General features: G+C 70.1%; 18 protein-coding genes. 10 read left to right on the top strand and 8 right to left on the bottom strand.

The window, feature by feature from the left end:
* Positions 1-76 precede the first annotated feature (76 nt).
* The gene (locus tag ACWD6R_RS26405) at positions 77-1,534 is read left to right on the top strand and encodes a hypothetical protein (protein ID WP_451820975.1); all 1,458 of its coding nucleotides are present in this window, start codon (positions 77-79) and stop codon (positions 1,532-1,534) included.
* Positions 1,535-1,764: 230 nt separating this feature from the next.
* Here the strand turns inward: ACWD6R_RS26405 and ACWD6R_RS26400 are convergent, their stop codons facing one another.
* Positions 1,765-2,121, bottom strand: coding sequence for a HesB/IscA family protein (locus tag ACWD6R_RS26400; RefSeq protein ID WP_030933606.1), 357 nt, complete (start codon positions 2,119-2,121; stop codon positions 1,765-1,767).
* A gap of 284 nt (positions 2,122-2,405) precedes the next feature.
* Between ACWD6R_RS26400 and nadA the strand changes: the two genes are divergently transcribed.
* Entirely contained in the window at positions 2,406-3,602 is a 1,197-nt protein-coding gene (gene nadA / locus ACWD6R_RS26395; protein ID WP_451820974.1) for a quinolinate synthase NadA, read from the top strand.
* A 103-nt stretch (positions 3,603-3,705) separates the two neighbouring features.
* Here nadA and ACWD6R_RS26390 read toward each other — a convergent pair whose 3' ends face one another.
* From ACWD6R_RS26390 to ACWD6R_RS26370, 5 genes are all read right to left on the bottom strand, one after another.
* Positions 3,706-6,855 carry an efflux RND transporter permease subunit gene (locus tag ACWD6R_RS26390; RefSeq protein WP_451820973.1) on the bottom strand — a complete coding sequence of 1,050 codons (3,150 nt, stop codon included), beginning with the start codon at positions 6,853-6,855 and terminating at the stop codon, positions 3,706-3,708.
* A 165-nt stretch (positions 6,856-7,020) separates the two neighbouring features.
* Positions 7,021-7,719, bottom strand: a complete 699-nt coding sequence (locus ACWD6R_RS26385; RefSeq protein WP_451820972.1) for a response regulator — start codon at positions 7,717-7,719, stop codon at positions 7,021-7,023.
* Positions 7,716-8,981 carry a sensor histidine kinase gene (locus ACWD6R_RS26380; protein ID WP_451820971.1) on the bottom strand — a complete coding sequence of 422 codons (1,266 nt, stop codon included), beginning with the start codon at positions 8,979-8,981 and terminating at the stop codon, positions 7,716-7,718. The genes ACWD6R_RS26385 and ACWD6R_RS26380 overlap by 4 nt, the downstream gene beginning before the upstream one ends.
* A 150-nt stretch (positions 8,982-9,131) precedes the next feature.
* On the bottom strand, positions 9,132-9,410 hold the full coding sequence (gene pspAA / locus ACWD6R_RS26375; protein WP_451820970.1) for a PspA-associated protein PspAA: 279 nt from the start codon (positions 9,408-9,410) through the stop codon (positions 9,132-9,134).
* Positions 9,411-9,420: 10 nt separating this feature from the next.
* Positions 9,421-10,203 (bottom strand): PspA/IM30 family protein, encoded by a 783-nt coding sequence (locus tag ACWD6R_RS26370; protein WP_366134536.1) that lies wholly within the window; start codon positions 10,201-10,203, stop codon positions 9,421-9,423.
* 295 nt (positions 10,204-10,498) lie between these two features.
* On the opposite strand from ACWD6R_RS26370, the gene ACWD6R_RS26365 reads away from it, so the two are divergent.
* The 3 genes from ACWD6R_RS26365 (at position 10,499) to ACWD6R_RS26355 (ending at position 13,448) form a co-directional block, all read left to right on the top strand.
* A complete protein-coding gene (locus tag ACWD6R_RS26365; RefSeq protein ID WP_451820969.1) occupies positions 10,499-11,098 on the top strand; it encodes a DUF3043 domain-containing protein in 600 nt (199 codons plus the stop codon).
* A 125-nt stretch (positions 11,099-11,223) separates the two neighbouring features.
* A complete protein-coding gene (locus ACWD6R_RS26360) occupies positions 11,224-11,958 on the top strand; it encodes a class I SAM-dependent methyltransferase (RefSeq protein WP_451820991.1) in 735 nt (244 codons plus the stop codon).
* 413 nt (positions 11,959-12,371) lie between these two features.
* Complete coding sequence (locus ACWD6R_RS26355; protein WP_451820968.1) at positions 12,372-13,448, top strand: S1C family serine protease; 1,077 nt, start codon at positions 12,372-12,374, stop codon at positions 13,446-13,448.
* A gap of 69 nt (positions 13,449-13,517) precedes the next feature.
* Here the strand turns inward: ACWD6R_RS26355 and ACWD6R_RS26350 are convergent, their stop codons facing one another.
* Complete coding sequence (locus ACWD6R_RS26350) at positions 13,518-13,727, bottom strand: hypothetical protein (protein ID WP_030933634.1); 210 nt, start codon at positions 13,725-13,727, stop codon at positions 13,518-13,520.
* A gap of 111 nt (positions 13,728-13,838) precedes the next feature.
* Here ACWD6R_RS26350 and ACWD6R_RS26345 point away from each other — a divergent pair, with 111 nt between their 5' ends.
* The 5 genes from ACWD6R_RS26345 (at position 13,839) to ACWD6R_RS26325 (ending at position 19,934) form a co-directional block, all read left to right on the top strand.
* The gene (locus ACWD6R_RS26345) at positions 13,839-15,041 is read left to right on the top strand and encodes a bifunctional adenosylcobinamide kinase/adenosylcobinamide-phosphate guanylyltransferase (protein WP_451820967.1); all 1,203 of its coding nucleotides are present in this window, start codon (positions 13,839-13,841) and stop codon (positions 15,039-15,041) included.
* Positions 15,042-15,081: 40 nt separating this feature from the next.
* Complete coding sequence (locus ACWD6R_RS26340) at positions 15,082-15,909, top strand: class I SAM-dependent methyltransferase (protein ID WP_451820966.1); 828 nt, start codon at positions 15,082-15,084, stop codon at positions 15,907-15,909.
* Positions 15,910-16,227: 318 nt separating this feature from the next.
* A complete protein-coding gene (cobT, locus tag ACWD6R_RS26335; RefSeq protein ID WP_451820965.1) occupies positions 16,228-17,310 on the top strand; it encodes a nicotinate-nucleotide--dimethylbenzimidazole phosphoribosyltransferase in 1,083 nt (360 codons plus the stop codon).
* 90 nt (positions 17,311-17,400) lie between these two features.
* Positions 17,401-19,200, top strand: coding sequence for a phosphatidylglycerol lysyltransferase domain-containing protein (locus ACWD6R_RS26330; RefSeq protein WP_451820964.1), 1,800 nt, complete (start codon positions 17,401-17,403; stop codon positions 19,198-19,200).
* Positions 19,197-19,934 carry a hypothetical protein gene (locus tag ACWD6R_RS26325; RefSeq protein WP_451820963.1) on the top strand — a complete coding sequence of 246 codons (738 nt, stop codon included), beginning with the start codon at positions 19,197-19,199 and terminating at the stop codon, positions 19,932-19,934. The genes ACWD6R_RS26330 and ACWD6R_RS26325 overlap by 4 nt, the downstream gene beginning before the upstream one ends.
* Here ACWD6R_RS26325 and ACWD6R_RS26320 read toward each other — a convergent pair.
* Entirely contained in the window at positions 19,877-20,638 is a 762-nt protein-coding gene (locus tag ACWD6R_RS26320) for a hypothetical protein (protein WP_451820962.1), read from the bottom strand. The genes ACWD6R_RS26325 and ACWD6R_RS26320 overlap by 58 nt on opposite strands.
* Positions 20,639-20,642: the final 4 nt, after the last annotated feature.

Genomic DNA, 20,642 nt, shown 5'->3' with positions numbered 1-20,642 from the left:
GTTGTCCGCACTCGCGGGACAGGCGATGACCGTGCGACGGTCATGGTGACGGCAACGCAGTCGAAGGAGCGATCCGGTGAGCACCGAGCGACCCGACAACGACGTGACTGCCCCCCGGCGGCGGCGGCGGTCGCCGCTGGCCGTGGCCTCGGTGGCGGCAGCGGTACTGCTCGCCGGGGGCGGCAGCGCGTACTGGGCTGCCGCGGACGGCGGCAGCGGCAGCGGCAGCCGGGCGGACAGCAGCAACCGCACGCCTCCCCTGCTCGCGCTCGACGAGGGTGCGTCGAGCCCGACGGCACCCTCGGAGGGTATTGCCCCGGGCGAGCCCGACCCCAGCGGTGACGGCGTGGTCTACCGCGCGTCCGGCAAGCTGCCCGACGGCCCGGCCAAGGCCGCCGTCCACCGCGCGAAGGGCACCGTCTCCGCGGCGGAGGTGACCCGACTGGCGAAGGTTCTGGGCCTGGAGGGCACTCCGCGGGCCGAGGGCACGGCCTGGAAGGTGGGGTCCGACGGGGACGGCTCGGGTCCGGTCCTGCGGGTGAACAAGCAGGCGCCGGGCACCTGGTCCTTCGCCCGCTTCGGCTCCGGCGGAACGGACAACTGCCGGAGCACCACGGTGTGTGCGAGCAAGGACGTGGCGCCGGGCGGCACGGGATCGCCGGTGAGCGAGAACGCCGCCAAGGCCGCCGCCGTGCCCGTGCTGAAGGCAGCGGGCCAGGACGATGCCGCCCTTGACGCGTCCCAACTCATGGGCTCGGTAAGGGTGGTAAACGCGAACCCGGTGGTGGGCGGGCTGCCCACGTACGGCTGGGCGACCGGGATCCAGGTGGGGTCCGACGGTCAAGTGGTCGGCGGCAGCGGTCAGTTGAAGAGCCTGGAGAAAGGCGCGGAGTATCCGGTGATCAGCGCGGACGATGCGCTGAAGCAGCTGAACAAGGCCGGCCGCGCGGACGCTTCGCGGAGCGACGTCGGCGGGTGCGCCACCCCCGTACCGCTGGAGGAGGGCGAACCGAAGTCGCCGGCTGTCAGCTGCGGGACACGGACCGGAGCGGAGCGGGAGACGACGACCGTCACGGTCGACAAGGCGGTCTTCGGCCTTGTGATGCAGTACGTGGACGGCGAGCAGACGCTCGTACCGTCGTGGCTCTTCTCGGTGCGGCCGGCGGCGGGCGGGACAGGCAACACGGTGACGCAGGTCGCGGTGGACCCGGACTCGCTGGCGAAGCCTTCGAAGGACGCGGGGCCGGATTCGGGCACGGGGGACGCGTCCCGGTCCACGCACCAGCTGACCTCGTACACCGCGGACGGCCGGACGCTGAAGGTGACGTTCTGGGGCGGGGTGTGCAGTACGTACGCGGCGAGCGCGACCGAGAGCGCGGACGCGGTACGGGTGACGATCACCGAGTCGACCCCGGACCCGAAGAAGGTCTGCATCATGATCGCCAAGGAGCTGACGCGGACGGTGACGCTGGATGCCCCGCTGGGCGACCGGAAGGTGCTCGACGCGGCGGGCGGCACGGTGCCGCGCGGCTAGTGCCCCTCCCGGCAAGCTTCCCCCCGTCGCGCCGCCCAGCACGCCCGCTCGCCGCGTTGGACGACGCTCCTCATGGGGCAAACACTGCCGGTCACGGCACTAGGTGTACTCGGTCATGACGTCGGTGACAGTCGGCTGATCGGTGCCTGGCACGACTGAAGGCGGCGGCCCCCGGAATCCGGGGGCCGCCGCCTTCGTCAGGCACAGCTGCCCGATACCGCCTTCGCGACTTAGCTGAAGGAGTCACCGCAGGCGCAGGAGCCCGTGGCGTTCGGGTTGTCGATCGTGAAGCCCTGCTTCTCGATGGTGTCGACGAAGTCGATGGAGGCGCCACCCAGGTACGGAGCGCTCATCCGGTCGGTGACGACCTTGACGCCGTCGAAGTCCTTCACGACATCGCCGTCGAGCGAACGCTCGTCGAAGAAGAGCTGGTAGCGCAGGCCCGAGCAGCCGCCGGGCTGGACGGCGACGCGCAGCGCCAGGTCGTCACGGCCTTCCTGCTCCAGCAGGCCCTTGACCTTGGCTGCGGCGGCGTCGGACAGGAGGATGCCGTCGCTCACGGTGGTGGTCTCGTCCGATACGGACATCTGCTTCTCTCCCGGGTTGTGCGGACTGCTTGCCGACGTTGCAACCGTCGGGACCGCGGATTCATTCCGGGCCGAGCGCTTGCCTGTTCCTTTCATGCTCGCACACCGCTCCGGGAAGAGGTGCCGGGCGGGGCAAGGCGGCTTCTCGCGACCCCGGAACGGCCCCCGACCACCTCCGGAGGGAATTCGTCACATAGACGCTATCGGCGTCGTCAAAGTGACGTGAACCGGATATGATAGATAACGTCAATTAGACGAAAAGGCTTATCTGCAGAGAAGAAAGGGTGCGTGACGTGACCACGGCCCACCCCGTCCAGGACCTCGATGTCCAGCCGACGCCCCTCGCCCTGCTGCTGCTCGGCCGCGAGGCCGACCCGAAGAGCGAGCGCGGCGTCGAGTGTCCCGGCGATCTGCCCTCCCCGTCCGACCCGGACCTGGTGGAGCGCGCCCGCGCGGCCAAGGAGAAGCTCGGGGACAAGGTCTTCGTTCTCGGCCACCACTACCAGCGCGACGAGGTCATCCAGTTCGCGGACGTCACCGGCGACTCGTTCAAGCTCGCCCGTGACGCGGCCGCCCGGCCGGAAGCCGAGTACATCGTCTTCTGCGGCGTGCACTTCATGGCGGAGTCCGCGGACATCCTGACCACCGACGACCAGAAGGTCGTGCTGCCGGACCTGGCCGCGGGCTGCTCGATGGCCGACATGGCCACCGCCGAGCAGGTCGCCGAGTGCTGGGACGTACTGACCGAGGCCGGGGTCGCCGAGCAGGTCGTACCCGTCTCGTACATGAACTCCTCCGCCGACATCAAGGCCTTCACCGGCAGGCACGGCGGCACGATCTGCACCTCGTCCAATGCGAAGCGCGCCCTGGAGTGGGCCTTCGAGCAGGGCGAGAAGATCCTCTTCCTCCCCGACCAGCACCTGGGCCGGAACACCGCGGTCCGCGACATGGGGATGACGCTGGAGGACTGCGTCCTCTACAACCCGCACAAGCCGAACGGCGGCCTCACCGCCGAGGAGCTGCGGAACGCGAAGATGATCCTGTGGCGCGGGCACTGCTCGGTGCACGGGCGCTTCTCGGTGGACTCCGTCAACGATGTGCGTGAGCGCATCCCGGGCGTCAACGTGCTGGTGCACCCCGAGTGCAAGCACGAGGTCGTGGCTGCGGCGGACTACGTCGGCTCGACGGAGTACATCATCAAGGCCCTGGAGGCGGCCCCGGCCGGCTCGAAGTGGGCGATCGGCACCGAGCTGAACCTGGTGCGCCGCCTGGCCAACCGGTTCGCCGCGGAGGACAAGGAGATCGTCTTCCTCGACAAGACGGTCTGCTTCTGCTCGACGATGAACCGGATCGACCTGCCGCACCTGGTGTGGACGCTGGAGTCGCTGGCCGAGGGGAACCTGGTCAACCGGATCGAGGTCGACCCCGAGACGGAGAAGTACGCGAAGCTGGCGCTGAAGCGGATGCTGGCGCTCCCGTAGGGGTTTGCGCCTGCGGCGGGCGTCGTCCCCTGCCCGGATCGGCCGGCGACGCACGAAGGCCCCGGTACCGTTGGACGGTGCCGGGGCCTTCGCATGTGCTGCGTTACGCCTTCGCGGGCTCCGGCTCCTCGGAGATGGTCTCCTCCGCCGGGGCGGACAGGCCCGCCTTCTTCGCGCGCTTGATGGCCTTCTTCTTCGCGCGGCGCTCCTTGCGGAGCTCAACCATCGCGTAGAGCGTCGGCACCAGCAGCAGCGTCAGCAGCGTCGACGTGATCAGGCCGCCGATCACCACGACCGCGAGGGGCTGCGAGATGAAGCCGCCCTCGCCGGTGACGCCGAGCGCCATCGGGAGCAGGGCGAAGATCGTCGCGAGTGCCGTCATCAGGATCGGGCGGAGGCGGTGGCGGCCGCCCTCGATGACTGCTTCGACGACGCCCATGCCCTGCGTCCGGTACTGGTTGATCAGGTCGATCAGCACGATCGCGTTGGTCACCACGATGCCGATCAGCATCAGCATGCCGATCATCGCCGGGACGCCCATCGGGGTGCCGGTGACAACGAGGAGGCCGATGGCGCCGGTCGCCGCGAACGGGATGGAGACCAGCAGGATCAGCGGCTGGACCAGGGACCGGAAGGTCGCGACCAGCAGCATGAAGACAATCGCGATGGCCGCGAGCATGGCCAGGCCGAGCTTCATGAACGCGTCGTTCTGGTCCTGGGAGACCCCGCCGATGGTGGCGGTGGCGCCGTCCGGGAGCTTCAGAGCGTTGATCTTCGTCTGGAGCGAGGCGCTGACCGCACCGGTGTTGTCACCGGTCGGCTTGGCCGTGATGGTCGCGGCGCGCTGGCCGTCGATCCGGGTCATCGAGACCGGTCCGGGGACCAGCTCGACGTCGGCGATCCGACCGAGCTTGACCGGGCCGAGCGGGAGGTTCTTCAGCTCGGCCATGGTGGTGGCCGGGTGGGCGGACTTGATGACCATGTCACGCTCGGTGTCGTCCATGATCGCCTTGCCGGACGGGGTGCCGCGCACCGCTCCGGCGACGGCCGCGCCGAGCGTGGTCTGGTTGAAGCCGGCGTCCGCGGCCTTGGCGTTGGCCTTGACCGAGATCCGCGGGATGCTCTGCGCCAGGTCGCTCTGGACGTCGGTGACGTCCTTGAGCTTCGCCACCTCGGCCCGGACCTCTTCGGAGGCCTTCTTCAGGACGTCCGCGTCGGCGGCCTTGACCACGACGCTGAGGTCCTGGCTGCCGAAACCGTCGCCCGCGGCGATGGTGGTGTCACCGATGCCGTCGAGCTTGCCGAGGCCCTCGTCGATACGCTTCTGGGTGGCGTCGAAGTCGGCCGAGTCCTTCAGGGTGACCTGGTAGGAGGCCTGGTTGGCGCCCGTACCGCCGCCGAAGGCCGCCATGAAGCCGGACGAGCCGACGGTGACCTGGTAGTCCTTGACGCCCTTGTCCTCGTCGAGGAGCTTCTCGACCTTCTTGGCCGCCTCGTCGGCGGCCGCCAGGCTGGTGCCCGGGGCCAGCTCCTGCTTGATGGAGAGGACTTCCTGCTCGCCCTGGTCGAAGAAGTTGGTCTTGAGCAGCGGCGCCATGCCGAAGGTGCCGAAGAGCACGGCAACGGCGATGACGATGCTGGTGATGCGGCGCCGGGTCGCGAAGCGCAGCACCGGGACGTACAGCCGCTGGAGCCTGCTGCGGGCTTCCTTCTCCTCGGCCTTGCGACGGGCCTCGTCCGGGTTCTCCGTGCTGCCCTTGGGAGCGCGCAGGAACCAGAACGACAGGACGGGGACCACGGTCAGCGAGACCAGCAGGGAGGCGAGCAGGGCCGCGGTGACGGTCAGGGAGAACGAGCCGAACAGCTCGCCGACCATGCCGCCGACCAGACCGATCGGGAGGAAGACCGCGACCGTGGTGAGGGTCGAGGACGTGACCGCGCCGGCCACTTCCTTGACCGCGGTGATGATCGCGGACTGCCGCTCCTCGCCGTAGCCGAGGTGACGCTTGATGTTCTCCAGGACCACGATCGAGTCGTCGACGACGCGGCCGATCGCGATGGTCAGCGCGCCGAGCGTAAGCATGTTGAGCGACAGGTCGCGGGTCCAGAGCACGATCAGTGCGAGAACCACGGAGAGCGGGATGGAGACCGCGGTGACCAGCGTCGAGCGGAGCGACGCGAGGAAGACCAGGATCACGATGACCGCGAAGAGCAGACCGAGCGCGCCCTCGGTGGTCAGCCCGGAGATCGCCTTGGAGACGGCGGGGCCCTGGTCGGAGACGACGGTCAGTTCGGCGCCGGCGCCGAGGTCCTTGCGGAGGTCCGGGAGCTTGTCCTTGACGGCGTCCGAGATGGCGACGGCGCTGCCGTCCTTGTCCATCGTGGCCATCACGGCGAGGCTCGGCTTGCCGTTGGTACGGGTGATGGAGACCGCGGTGGACGGCTCCTGCTTGACCGTGGCGATCTCACCGATGCGGGCCGGCTCGCCGAGCTTGCCGGTGCGCGGGTCCTGACCGACGACCCGCAGGTCCTCGATCTGCTTCAGGGAGGTGAAGGCTCCGCCGACCTGGACGGTGCGGCTCTTGCCCTGCTCCGAGAACGATCCGGCCGGGACCGTGGCGCCGCCCGTCTGGAGGGCCTGGGCGAGGGATCCGGCGTTCAGGCCGGCGGCCGCGAGCTTCCTGTCGTCGGGGGTGATGGAGACCTGGAGGTCCTGGACACCGTTGACGGTGACCTGGCCGACACCGTCGATGTCCTCCAGAGCGGGGACGACGGTGCGGTCCAGCTGGTCGGCGAGCGCCTGCTGGTCCTTGTCGGAGGTGACGGCGAGGACGACGGTCGGGATGTCGTCCGTCGAACCGGCGATGACCTGCGGGTCGACGTCGTCGGGCAGCTGGACACGGGCGCGGTTGACCGCCTGCTGGATGTCGGCGACCAGCTGCTTGGTGCCTTCGTCGCCGAAGTCGAAGGTCGCCATGATGACGGCGTTGCCCTCACTGGCGGTCGAGGTGACGCCGGTGACGCCGTCGACGGACTTGATGGTGTTCTCGAGCGGTTCGACGACCTGCTTCTCGACCACATCGGGGGACGCACCCTGGTAGGGGGCGAGCACCGAGACCATCGGGAGTTCGATGGTGGGCAGCAACTGCTGCTTGAGCTGCGGGATCGCGATCGCTCCGAAGACGAGCGCGACGATCGAGATCAGCCCGATCAGGGCCCTTTGCGTGAGGCTGAATCTGGACAGCCAGGACATGGGTGGGTCTCTCTTCTGTGGCTTACGCGGCAGGTGGGCGGGTGACTCGGGGACAGACCCGGCCCAGCTACACCATCGCTCATCCACAGGGGCGGAAGCGTCGACCCCAGGGTCACTTTCTTATGTGGCGCATACCGCAGGTGGAGTACGCCGCTTCTCCACCCTTCATTCCACCCGTGGGCGCACCAGGCCCGATTCATAAGCAAATACGACCAATTGGGCCCGGTCGCGGGCGCCCAGTTTCGCCATGGCCCGGTTCACATGGGTCTTGACGGTGAGTGGGCTGACGACGAGACGCTCGGCGATCTCGTCGTTGGAGTGCCCGCCCCCGACGAGGACCAGCACCTCTCGTTCGCGGCCGGTGAGTGCGTCGAGCCGCTCGGAGTACTCTGCGGCGCTCGGCCCCTCACCGTCCGAACTGCCGCCCTGCGCAAGGAAGGTGGCGATCAGTCCCTTGGTGGCGGCCGGCGAGAGGAGCGCCTCGCCACCCGCGGCGATACGGATGGCATTGAGTAATTCGTCCGGTTCGGCGCCCTTGCCGAGGAAGCCTGAGGCACCGGCCCTCAGCGACTGCACCACATATTCGTCGACCTCGAAGGTGGTGAGCATGACGACGCGTACGTCCGCCAGCTCCGGGTCGGCGCTGATCATCCGGGTCGCGGCCAGTCCGTCCGTACCGGGCATCCGGATGTCCATCAACACCACATCGGCGCGCGTCGAACGGGTCAGCGCCACGGCCTCCGCTCCGTCGGCCGCCTCGCCGACGACCTGCATGTCGGGCTCCGAGTCGACCAGCACCCGGAACGCGCTGCGCAGCAGCGCCTGGTCGTCGACGAGCAGGACCCTGATGGGTGGTGGTGTCATGCGCCTTCCCCCGTCCGGCCCGCCATGCCCGGTGTCCCCGGCTCTCCCGTGCGGGCCATGACCGGCAGGATCGCATGAACCCTGAATCCACCGCCGTAGCGGGGCCCGGCCGTGAGGGTGCCCCCCAGGGCGGTGACGCGCTCGCGCATACCGAGCAGACCGTGGCCGCCGCCGTCGGCTCCGGCGCCCGCGCCCTCGGGGCTGCCCATGCCGTTGTCGAGGACCGTGACCTCGGCCGTCGCCCCGACCCGTACGACACTGACCTCGGCCTTCGCCCCGGAGCCCGCGTGCTTGCGCACATTGGTCAGCGCCTCCTGGATCACCCGGTACGCGGCCAGGTCGACGGCCGCGGGCAGCGGGGGCCTGCGGTCGACGCAGACCTCGACCGGGAGCCCGGCGCGCCGGACCGTCTCCACGAGTTCGTCGAGGACCGCGAGACCGGGTGCCGGTTCGGTCGGCGCCTCCGGGTCGCCGGACTGGCGTAGCAGCCCGACCGTGGCGCGGAGTTCGTTGAGTGCGCAGCGGCTGGCCTCCCGGACGTGGGCGAGTGCCTCTTTTGCCTGGTCGGGGCGCTTGTCCATGACGTGGGCGGCGACCCCGGCCTGCACATTGACCAGGGCGATGTGGTGGGCGACGACGTCGTGGAGATCGCGGGCGATTCGCAGCCGTTCCTCGGCGACCCGCCGCCGGGCCTCCTCCTCGCGGGTGCGTTCGGCCCGTTCGGCGCGTTCCCTGATCGCGTCGACGAACGCCCGCCGGGAGCGGACGGCGTCCCCTGCGGCGCCGGCCATGCCGGTCCAGGCGAAGACCCCGAGGTTCTCCTGGCTGTACCAGGGGGACGCCCCGAAGACCATCGCGGACGCCGTCAGCACGGCCATGGTCAGCAGGCCGACCCGCCAGGTGGTGGGCCGGTCGGTGGATGCGGCGACCGTGTAGAGCGCGATGACCGCGCTCATGACCACCGGGGCGGGCGGGTCCACCAGCACGAACTCGACGATGGACAGCCCACCGGTGGCGGCCAGCACCGCCATCGGGTTGCGACGCCGCAGGGCGAGCACGGCGGCGGCGAGCACCATCAGGACCACGCTGCCCGCCTCGGGCGTGCGGGTGCCGAAGCTGGGCCCGTTCGGCGCGTTCGGGTCGGTGAACGATCCGGCGATCATCGCAAGGAGTACGGCCACGGCGAGCGCACCGTCGAACGCGAGGGGATGGTCGCGCAGCCAGCGCCGGACGCGCAGGAACCCGGTTCCGAGGGGGGTCACGTCAAGCTACGGTACGGCGTGTCGCGCACGGATACGGTCCGCCCGCGGCCGGGACCGCACGCAGAACTCGAAAATCCGGGCAGAACCGTGCCCCGCGGCCGGCGGACCGGACACGGGGCACAGTGCGTGCGGATGCTGGAGCGACCGGCATCAGCCGGGGATCAGACCGCCGTCGCGGAGCATGTCGCGTACCTCTTCGAGGGTGGCGTCCGGCAACGGCAGGATCAGTTCGGACGGCTCCAGGGAGTCGTCGGGCAAAGGTGTGCCGAGCTCGCGCACCCTGGCGAGGAGCGCCTGGAGCGTGGCGCGGAAGCCGGGGCCGTCGCCGCTCTCCATCTCGGCGAGCAGCTCGTTGTCGAGCTTGTTGAGCTCAGCGAAGTGGCTGTCGGCCAGGGCTACCTGGCCCTCCCCCATGATCCGAACGATCATGACGTCCGCCTTACTGCTTGTCGAACCTGTGCGGGGACTGCGAGGACTGCTGCTGGGCGGCGTCCTGCGGGCCGCCCTCGATGGCCTGTGGCGGGGTGGAACCGCCGGCCAGTTCGGCCTTCATGCGCTGCAGCTCCAGCTCCACATCCGTACCACCGGAGATCCGGTCCAGCTCGGCGGCGATGTCGTCCTTCGCCGTCCCGGTCGGGTCGTCCAGAGCGCCGGAGGCGAGCAGCTCGTCGATCGCACCGGCGCGTGCCTGCAGCTGCTGGGTCTTGTCCTCGGCCCGCTGGATCGCCAGGCCGACGTCGCCCATCTCCTCGGAGATCCCGGAGAACGCCTCGCCGATCCGGGTCTGCGCCTGGGCGGCGGTGTAGGTGGCCTTGATGGTCTCCTTCTTCGTACGGAAGGCGTCGACCTTGGCCTGCAGCCGCTGGGCCGCGAGAGTGAGCTTCTCCTCCTCACCCTGCAGCGTCGTGTGCTGCGTCTCCAGGTCGGTGACCTGTTGCTGGAGGGCGGCGCGCCGGGACAGCGCCTCGCGGGCCAGGTCCTCGCGGCCGAGCGCGAGCGCCTTGCGGCCCTGGTCCTCCAGCTTGGACGTCTGGCCCTGCAGCTGGTTCAGCTGCAGCTCCAGGCGCTTGCGCGAGGTCGCCACATCGGCGACACCGCGGCGCACCTTCTGAAGCAGCTCCAGCTGCTTCTGGTACGAGTAATCGAGGGTCTCGCGCGGATCCTCGGCCCGGTCAAGGGCCTTGTTTGCCTTCGCGCGGAAGATCATCCCCATACGCTTCATGACACCGCTCATGGGCTTCGCGCGCCCCCTTCTGACGGACTGGGCTCCAGCACTCCAACAGAACCCACAGTACGGGCCCTGTCTCTATTACCGCACTGTTCGAGCACGGATGTGGTCCTCCCCAAGGACGACTGCCCCCGGTTACCGCTCCGGCCCAGGGAGTAGGTGGCCGTCGGGAAAGCGGTGGCAACGTCCGTTCTGCCCCTCTCGGGACACCTGGAAGGACGTAGGCCGTTGCCGGATCGTTCCCGACCGGGCTGGGGTCGTCGCGGCCGACCCCGTACCCTTGGGTTTTGTGTTCCGTAGCCGTTCGAAGGATGAGAAGGCCCCCGCCACCAAGGTGACGGCGGACCTCTCCACGCAGCCCCGCGACCCGCAGGCCCCCAAAGGTCGCCCCACCCCCAAGCGCAGCGATGCCCAGTCGCAGCGCCGTCGTGCCTCCAGTGGCGCGCCGCTCGACCGCAAGGAGGCCACGAAGCGCCAGCGCGAAGCGCGCCGGGTGGACATGGCCAAACAGCGCGAGGCGCTCGCCAGCGGCGACGAGCGCTACCTGCCGGCCCGTGACAAGGGTCCGGTGCGGCGGTTCGTCCGCGACTTCGTGGACTCGCGTTTCTGCATCGCGGAGTTCTTCCTGCCGCTCGCGGTGATCATCCTGATCCTCAGCGTGATCCAGGTGCAGAACATCCAGAACATCTCGCTGCTGCTCTGGCTCGCCGTGATCGTGCTGATCGTCATCGACTCGATCGGTCTCGCGTTCCGGCTGAAGAAGCAGCTGAACGCACGCTTCCCCGATACGCCGAAGCGCGGCGCGGTCGCCTACGGCCTGATGCGTACGCTTCAGATGCGTCGGCTCCGTCTGCCGAAGCCGCAGGTCAAGCGCGGAGAGCGGCCCTGAGTGCGGAGCTTTCCGGCTCGGTCGGCGGTCCGTCCGCAGGCCTGCCGGACGGTGCCCTCTTCAGGGACTCCAGGGACTACGGGTTCACCGGGGCCTCCTCGGCGTGGCTCAGAGGGCTCGGCGGGCTGCGCAACACCGTCCGCCAGGAGCTCGTTGCCCGGCAGCTCGACGAGCAGATAGCCGCGCGCTTCCCGGTCGGCCAGCGGCTGCGGGTCCTCGATGTCGGCATGGGACAGGGCACGCAGGCGCTGCGGCTGGCCCGGGCCGGCCACACGGTGACCGGCCTGGAGTCCGACGCCGAGATGCTGAGGGCCGCCCGCGAGGCGCTCGGGGACGAGCCCGCGGGCATCCGGGAGCGGGTCCGGCTGATCGAGGGCGACGGCCTGGACACGGGCGTGCACTTCCTGCCGGGCAGCTTCGACGTGGTGCTCTGCCACGGCGTGCTGATGTACATCCGGGAGCCGGACGCGCTGCTGGCGGGACTGGCCCGGATGCTGGCGCCCGGCGGGCTGCTCTCGCTGCTCGTACGGAACGGCGACGCGCTGGCGATGCGGCCCGGCACCGCCGGTGACTGGGACACGGCACTGGCCGCGTTCGACACGGATACGTACACCAACCGGCTGGGCCTGACGGTCCGCGCCGACCGGCTGGATGCCCTCACGGCCACGCTCGCCGGGATCGCGGCGCCGTTGCGCGCCTGGTACGGGGTGCGGGTCTTCACGGACCAGGTGAGCGATGACGTGGAGCTGCCGGCCGCCGCGGAACTCGACCGGGTGCTGGCCGCGGAGGACCGGGCCGGACGGACGGACCCGTACCGCCGGGTTGCCGCGCTGCTGCATCTGTGCGGGGTGCGCGGCTAGTGCCCCTCCCGGCAAGCTCTGCCCCGTCGCACCGCCCAGCACGCCCGCTCGCCGCGTTGGCCAAAAGCCCTGGTGGCTCCCCTACAAGGACGTCCGGCCGCCTTGCGATCGCACGCACCGGACGACGCTCCTCATGGGGCGAACACTGCCGGCCACGGCACTAGAGGGCGTCCGGACGAGGGCCGGACAGTTCACGGCGCCCGGTGCGGTGCATCGCAAGGCGCCGGAGCGTCCAGGCAGCGAGCTGTTCCGACGTATCGGCAGCGCCGCGAGGTGCCGTGCCGGGCCTCGCGACCCCGGGCATGATCCGCCGGAAATCCCTGGGGATGGTTGAGGGATGAACGAGGAGCGGGCGTCACCCGATCGGCCGAACCCAACAGGCCGCCAATGGGGTTAAAAGCAATGCTTCAGACATGGATGCTTCCCACTCGCGCGGCCGTCTGTACCGGCTGCTGCTGCCTCTGACCGCAGGTGTCTGTGCCATAGCCCTGGTGTCCGGCTGCTCGGACTCGGGCTCGGCCAGCGCCGATGCCACGAAGTCGGCCTCGCCGCATGCGACTTCCCAGGCCGCAGGTGACCTGCAGGCCGAGTACCAGGCCGTCATCAGGAATGTGCTGCCCTCCGTGGTACAGATCCAAGCCGCCAACAGTCTCGGATCCGGCATCGTCTACGACGGCAAGGGCCATATCATCACCAATGCCCATGTGGTCGGCCAGGAGAAGACGTTCAAGGTCACCGTCGCCACCGGCGAGAAGGTGCTGGGCGCCTCGCTGGTCGCCACCTATCCGGAGCAGGACCTGGCCGTCATCAAGCTCGACAACGTACCGAGCGGGCTGAAGCCGGCGAAGTTCGGCAACACGAACAAGGTCGAGGTCGGCCAGATAGTGCTGGCGATGGGTTCGCCGCTCGGACTGTCCAGCAGCGTCACCCAGGGCATCGTGTCGGCGGTCGGCCGGACCGTCAGCGAGAGCCGGACGGAAGGTGGCACCGGGGCGACCATCGCGAACATGGTGCAGACCTCGGCGGCGATCAACCCGGGCAACAGCGGCGGTGCGCTGGTGAACCTGAACAGTGAGGTGATCGGCATTCCGACGCTGGCGGCGACGGACCCGCAGATGAACGGCGCGGCACCGGGCATAGGGTTCGCGATCCCCGTCTCGATGGTGAAGACGGTGGCCGACCAGATCATCAAGAGCGGCAAGGTCACCGACTCGGGCCGGGCGGCGCTGAACATCACCGGCCGCACGGTCGTCGACGACAACTACCAGCCGTTCGGAATCGCGCTGGTCACCGTCACGGCGGGCGGCGGCGCGGACAAGGCCGGACTGCGGGTCGGCGACATCGTCACGAAGATCGGCGGCACACGGGTCACGACGATGACGGAGCTGGCCGAGACGCTGGCCAACGACAAGCCGGGCCAGAAGGTCAAGGTGACCTATCTGCGCGACGCTGTGGAGAGGACTGCGGTCGTCACGCTGGGCGAGATCTGACCGCTGCCGTGCGAGGGCCCCGGATGCCGAGGAACGGCGCCCGGGGCCCTCGTGCGCCCGTATCGGGGGTCAGCCCTGGTCGGCCTGGAGACTCATCGGGCCGTAGATCTTCGTCGCGTCCTCGAAGAGGGTCACCTGGTCCGCCCCGCCGTCCAGGAGTTCCTTCCAGAACTCACCGATCCATGACTCCGCATCGCCCTGGGTCGTGAATTCCTCCGGCTGCAGGGCCGGCTCCGTCTCCGTACCGTCGGACTTCTCGAACCGCCACGTCCACGCCATGTCCGCCTCCTGGGTCGCGTTGCTGCCCGCAGCCTAGTGCCTGGGGTCTTTCGGACCGAGATCCATGGGGTTGGTCGCGCAGTCGGTGCGGGGACGCGGGAGGATCGGAGCGTGGAACTGACACTGCTCGGCACCGGAGCCCCCGACGGGCTGCCGCGCCCCGAATGTCCGTGCGCCGCCTGCGCCACCGCCCGCGGGGTGTGGGCGCGCGCCGCGACCGCACTGCTGGTCGACGACGCGCTGCTGCTCGATCTCACCCCGGGGGCCGTGTTCGCCGCCGCACGCGCGGGTCATTCACTGACCGGCGTACGGCAGGTGCTGCTCACCCATCCGCACGACGGGCCCGCCGTGGAGCTGCCCGCCGGGCTGCCCCCGGCCGGACGGGTGCCGGACGGGCGGGTGCTGACGCTGATCAGCGGGCACCGGATCCGGGCGGTGCCGATGGACGCGCCGGGGACCGGGTACGAGGTGACGTCCCCGGAGGGCGCGCGGCTGCTGTACATGCCGCCGGGGGCGGCCCCCGCCGGTCTCACGGACCGGGTGGCGGAGCCGTACGACATGGTGGTCGGTGATGTGACCGGACGCCCGGACGCCATCGCCAGGCTGCGGGCCGTCGAAGCGATCGGGCCGGCCACCGAGGTCATCGCCGTTCATCTGGACCATGACGCGCCCACCGGCCCCGAGCTGGACCGGCGGCTCGCGGCGGCCGGCGCCCGGACTGTGCCGGACGGGACGACACTGGTGGTCGGCGAATACCACGCCGTACCGGATGTCCCGCGGCGGACGCTGGTGACGGGCGGTGCGCGATCCGGGAAGTCGGTGGAGGCCGAGCGGCGGCTGGAGACCTTCCCCGAGGTGGTGTACGTGGCGACCGGCGGCGGCCGCGAAGGCGACGCGGAGTGGATGGCCCGGGTCGGGCTGCACCAGGAGCGCAGACCGGCCGCCTGGCGCACCGAGGAGACCTGTGAGCTGGTGGACCTGCTGGAGTCGGACGGGCCGCCGCTGCTGATCGACTGCCTGTCGCTGTGGCTGACGGACGCGATGGACCGGGTGAACGCCTGGGACGACGCGGCGTGGGCGGACGGCGGCGAGAGTGCGCTGCGGGAGCGGATCACCGAACTGGTCGGCGCGGTGCGCGGAACGCGGCGTACGGTCGTCGCCGTGACCAATGAGGCCGGCTCGGGCGTGGTGCCCGCGACAGCCGCCGGCCGGCGGTTCCGGGACGAGCTGGGGCGGCTCAACGCCGCGTTCGCCGACGAGTGCGAGCACGTGCTGCTGGTGGTGGCCGGTCAGGCGCTGACGCTGCGCGGCTGACCCGCATCGCCACAGGATCAGCAGCAGGAAGGGAGCGGACATGGCGCGAGTGAGGCCGATGCTGGAAGGCGTTCCGGAGACCCTGCTCTGGACGCTCTACAACCGGGCGTACGAGGCGGGGCAGCCCTATCCCGTCATCGACGATCCGATGGCGCTGCAGCTCATGGCGGACCTCGACTACCCCTTCGAGGAGCGCTTCGGGCGGCCGAACGCCTTCCACTCGCAGGCGCAGGCGCTGCGCTCACGCTGCTTCGACCTGACGGTGCAGGGCTATCTGCGCGGGTATCCGGAGGCCACCGTCGTCGCGCTCGGCGACGGTCTGGAGACCGGCTTCTGGCGGGTCGACAACGGGCGGCTCACCTGGCTGAGCGTGGAGTTGCCCCAGGTGGCAGCGTTGCGCCGCGCGCTGCTGCCCTCCTCGGACCGGCTGCGGACGCTCTCCCGGTCGGCGACCGATCTCTCCTGGCTGGACGAGATCGAGGACCCTGCGGGCCGGGGCGTGATCGTCACGACGCAGGGGCTGCTGATGTATCTGCAGCCCTGGGAGGTACGGAAGATCCTGGCGACCTGCGCCGAACGGCTGCCGGGCGGGGTGCTCGTCCTGGACTCGATGGCGCGCCGGCCGGCGAAGGGGACGGTGGCCGGGAAGTCGAAAGTCGGCTCCATGACCGTCCCGCCGATGCACTGGGCGATGAACCCGGGCGAGCGGAAGAAGCTGCGCAGTGCGCATCCGAACATCACCGAGGTGCGCGCGCTGGGGCTGCCGCGGGGGCGGGGCGCGATGGGAGAACTGATCCGGCTCCAGCATCTGACGCCGGGGATGCGGACGCTGACCCCCGCGATGACGCTGCTGCGCTTCGGGGCCTGAGAGCCTGTCGGGTGGCCTTCGATCGGATAGCGGACGCGGTCTGGTGCGTGCGATTCCAAGGCGCCGGAAGGCCCTCGGATGGGGTCTCCCCTGCTCGAACGAAGCTGAGAGCTTGGGGAAGGAGCTACTAGGGCATTTCGGCAACGCGGGAAGCGTGCGTGCCAGGGCGTGGCCGCCAGGTCAGAGGCCACCGACAGGCTCTGAGGGCCGGCCGCCGCACTGATGAGGCGTCAGAATCGTGGCAGGTACTGTTCCGCAATGAGCCCGCCGCCGGGCTCACCGGCCCACACCACGTAACGACCCGCGAGGCAGACCCCCGTGAATCTGGACGACTTCTCCGACCTGATCGAACGCCCCGACGGCGGCGTACGGCGCGACGCCGAGGAACGCCGGGAGCGGCAGATCGTGCCCCCGGGCGCCCTCGGCCGGCTCGACGAGCTGGGCGAGTGGCTCTCGGCCGCCCAGCAGGCCGTGCCGGTCAAACCGATCCTGCAGCCGCGCGTGGTGCTCTTCGCCGGTGATCACGGGGTGGCCGAGCTCGGTGTCTCCGGCCGCGCGGCCGGGACCGCCCACGAGCTCGTCCGGGCCACGCTGGAGGGCGCGACGCCGCTGGCCGTGCTGGCCCGCCAGTTCTCCGTACCGGTGCGGATCGTCGACGCCGGCCTGGACTGCGAGCCGGAGCTGCTGCCCGAGCCGGTCGTACGTCACCGGGTGCGGCGCGGCAGCGGCCGGATCGACATCGAGGACGCGCTGACGGCCGAGGAGGCCGAGCAGGCGGTACGTCTGGGCATCGCGATCGCCGACGAGGAGGCCGACTCGGGCACCGATCTGGTGGTGCTCGGCGATCTGAGCGTCGGTGGCACCACGGCGGCGGCCACCCTGATCGCGGCCCTGTGCGGCACGGACGCCTCGGTGGTCACCGGGCGCGGCGGCGCGGGTATCGACGATCTCGCCTGGATGCGCAAGTGCGCGGCGATCCGGGACTCGCTGCGGCGGGCCCGGCCGGTCCTCGGCGACCAGCTGGAGCTGCTGGCCACGGTCGGCGGCGCGGACCTGGCGGCGATGACGGGGTTCCTGCTGCAGTGCGCGGTGCGCAGGCTGCCGGTGATCCTGGACGGCGTGGTCTCGTCGGCATGCGCGCTGGTCGCTCAGCGGGCCGCCTTCCGGGCGCCGGACTGGTGGCTGGCCGGTCAGGTGAGCGGCGAGCCGGCACAGACGAAGGCGCTGGACCGGATGGCGCTCAACCCGCTGCTGGACCACGGAGTCATCGTGGGCGAGGGGAGCGGAGCGCTGCTGGCGCTTCCCCTCGTGCAGGCCGCCGCCGCGCTGGCGGCGGAGCTGCCCGAGCGTGCGCCGGCCGACGAGGACAACGCCTCGAAGACCGACACGGACGACGACTGACGGACCCTGCTGCGCTGCGGCCGCCGACCACTGGACACCGGCCGCACCAGGCCTCCTCATGGAGTCCGATGCACCATATGATCGGTTTTCATGGGAGAGGTCCGATTGGTCAGCCAGGACGCCCGGCGGAGCACCGTCCGCTCACGACGCAGTGCGGCATTCACCATCTGGTATCTGCGCATCGTGTCGTTCATCAATTTCCTGAGCGCCGTCTGGGTCACGCTCGGTCAGGACCTGCGTCGGCACAACACCGAGAACTACTTCACGCCCTATCTGCTCACCGCGGGCTTCTCCTCCGGAGTGGTCGCCCTCTTCCTCGCGATCACCATGCGACGGCGCAAGCGCGCCGCCTGGATCGTCAACATGGTGCTGAGCGGCCTCCTGCTCCTGCTCTTCGCCTTCGTGATCGTCTTTCCCGAGATCCGGCAGTACCCGCAGAACTGGATCTCCCTGGCGCTGACAGCCGCGTTCGTCGTGGCGCTGATCCTGGGCCGGCGGGAGTTCTACGCGAAGGGTGACCGGTCCAACGCGAAGCTGGCGGCCGTGGTCGCCGTCGGCGGGCTGCTGGTCACCTCGCTGATCGCCACCCTGCTGGTCACCGTCACGAACACGGCGCACGACGAGTACCGGTCGACCTTCCTCGACCGCTGGCGCTACGGCGCGCTGCGGCTGATCTCGGTCGCGACCGACGAAGCCCGCTTCCCCGGCATCACCGTGCCCGGCTGGGCCAATGTCGTCATCAACATCCTCTCCACCCTGCTGCTGATCGCCGTCGTGTACGTGGCGTTCCGCTCACGCCGGGCCGTCGACCCGATCACCCCGCAGGACGAGGACCGGCTCCGCGCCCTCCTCGAAAAGCACGGCGAACGCGACTCGCTCGGCTATTTCGCACTGCGCCGGGAGAAGAGCGTCGTCTGGTCGCCGACCGGGAAGGCGGCCGTCACCTACCGGGTGGTCGGCGGGGTCTCGCTCGCCTCCGGTGATCCGATCGGCGACTTGGAGGCCTGGCCCGGCGCGATCGAACCATGGCTGGCCGAGGCCCGCGAACACGGCTGGATCCCAGCGGTGATGGGAGTGAGCGAGGAGGGTGGCACGGTCTACGCCCGGCACGGGCTCGACGCGCTGGAGCTCGGCGACGAGGCGATCGTGGAGACCGCCGAGTTCACCCTCGAAGGACGGGCGATGCGGACCGTCCGCCAGGCGTACAACCGGATCGGGCGCGCCGGGTACGAGGTGACCATCCGGCGCCACTCCGACATCCCCGACGAGGAGATGGCCGAACTGGTGCGACGCGCCGACGACTGGCGCGACGGCGAGACCGAGCGCGGCTTCTCGATGGCGCTGGGGCGGCTCGGCGATCCGGCGGACGGCCAGTGCGTGATGCTCGAATGCCGTGACTCGACGGAGAAGGAGCAAGGCGAAGGAGCGGGCGGCCCCGGCGAATTGCGCGCCGTACTGAGCTTCGTGCCCTGGGGCCCGAACGGTCTCTCGCTGGACCTGATGCGCCGTGACCGGAACGCCGAGAACGGTCTGATGGAGTTCATGGTCATCGAACTCCTCCAGCGCGCAGAAGAGATCGGGATCACACAGGTGTCGCTCAACTTCGCAATGTTCCGGTCGGTCTTCGAGAGGGGGTCGCGGCTGGGCGCGGGACCGGTGCTGAGGCTGTGGCGCTCGTTGCTCAGCTTCTTCTCGCGCTGGTGGCAGATCGAGTCGCTCTACCGCGCCAACGCCAAGTACCGACCGATCTGGGAGCCGCGTTTCATGCTCTTCGAGAAGAGCTCCGACCTGCTGCGCATCGGCATCGCCGCGGGCCGCGCCGAAGGGTTCCTGGAGGCGCCCGGACTGCCCAAGTGGCTGCACCGCTCGCACCTGGCGACCCGTAGATGAGACCGATGGCGGCGCTGCCCGAGGCCGCCCGCCGCGAGTGGGGGCCGCTGTTCTCGACCGTACACGGGGTGCTCACCCGTTCCCGGCTGCGCGCGGTCCCGATGACGCTGGCCGCGGTCGGCCTGACGGCGCTGCTCCATGCGGTGCAGAACCAGCCGTGGGGCTTCCGTCCGGTGCAGGTCCTCGGCTCGGTGCGGGCCGAGGACCCGCTGTGGACCGCCCTGCTGCGTACCCCGCTGTCGCTGTTCGTGCCCGCGCTCGATCTGCCGGTGTGGGGTGCGCTGGCGCAGGTGCTCGTGGTGTTCGGGGCCGCCGAGGTCTGTCTCGGACGACGGCGCACGCTGCTCATCGCGTACGTCGCCACGCTGGCCGGGACACTGTACGCACGGACCGGCGTCGCGGTCGGCCCCGATGGGCTGTTCGGACTGCCCGCATCCGACGCGCAGGTCGTCGACACCGGACCGTCGGCGGCGGTGGTCGGGCTCGCGGTCTATGTGTGCCACGCCTACCGGGCGTGGCGCACCGGGGCGGTGGTGATCGCGGTGATGGTCATCGAAGTGATCTTCAAGAACAACCTGGCGGGCAAGGAACACCTGGCGGCAATCGCCGCGGTGCTGATCCTGTGCGGTCTCACCGCCCGGCACGACCGGCGTCGGCAACTGTCCGCCCGCAGCGATCAGGACTTGGGCGTGGGAAGCCGGTCCCGGTCCGGCGCTCCGCCGATGAGGTCCTGAAACCTGCGGCGTGGCCCCACCCAGCGCCGGTCGTGGTGATATGCGCGCAGCATCGCCCTGGAACGGGCGCGGTGCCGGTTGCGGTAGAACCTCTTCGCCCACATCGACGTCGGCCGGGCCAGCCGGATCGCCCCGAACAGGGCGATGAACGGCACCAGGGTGCCGATCACCGCCATCCGCGCCTTGCCCTTGAACAGGGCGATCGGTACGAAGCAGAAGTTGATCAGCAGGGTCAGGACGATGCCGAGCCGGCCCTGCTGCTGATCGCTGGTCAGTTCGTTCACCCCGAGCGGCGAGAAGCCGCCGAGGAGGAGCAGGACGAGCGCCGCGGTGAGGACGACGACCTCGACGCTCTGGCGGCCCTGTTCGGACCAGTACACGTCGTCGAGATGGAGGATCAGGGCGAACTCGTCCAGCACCAGTCCCGCGCCCGTCCCGAAGATCACCGCGCAGACGCCCGCCGCGACGCCGTACCGTCCGCTGGAGACCGCGCCGAAGCCGCCGATCACCGTCAGCACCACACCGGGCACCACATGGTGGACGTGCACCCCGCCGGGCGTGATGTTGCGGAACGGCCCCTTCCCGGACCTGATCATCCGGGTGATGAGACGGGTGATGGCGAAGGTCAGCACGAAGGCGGCCAGGGCGAGAAGCAGGGGCAGCTTCCCCGGCTCGACAAAGTTCTGATCGAACCAGTGACCCATGCCA

It is taken from the genome of Streptomyces sp. NPDC005151 (genome assembly GCF_053599875.1).
This window is presented reverse-complemented; position numbering and strand designations above follow the sequence as displayed.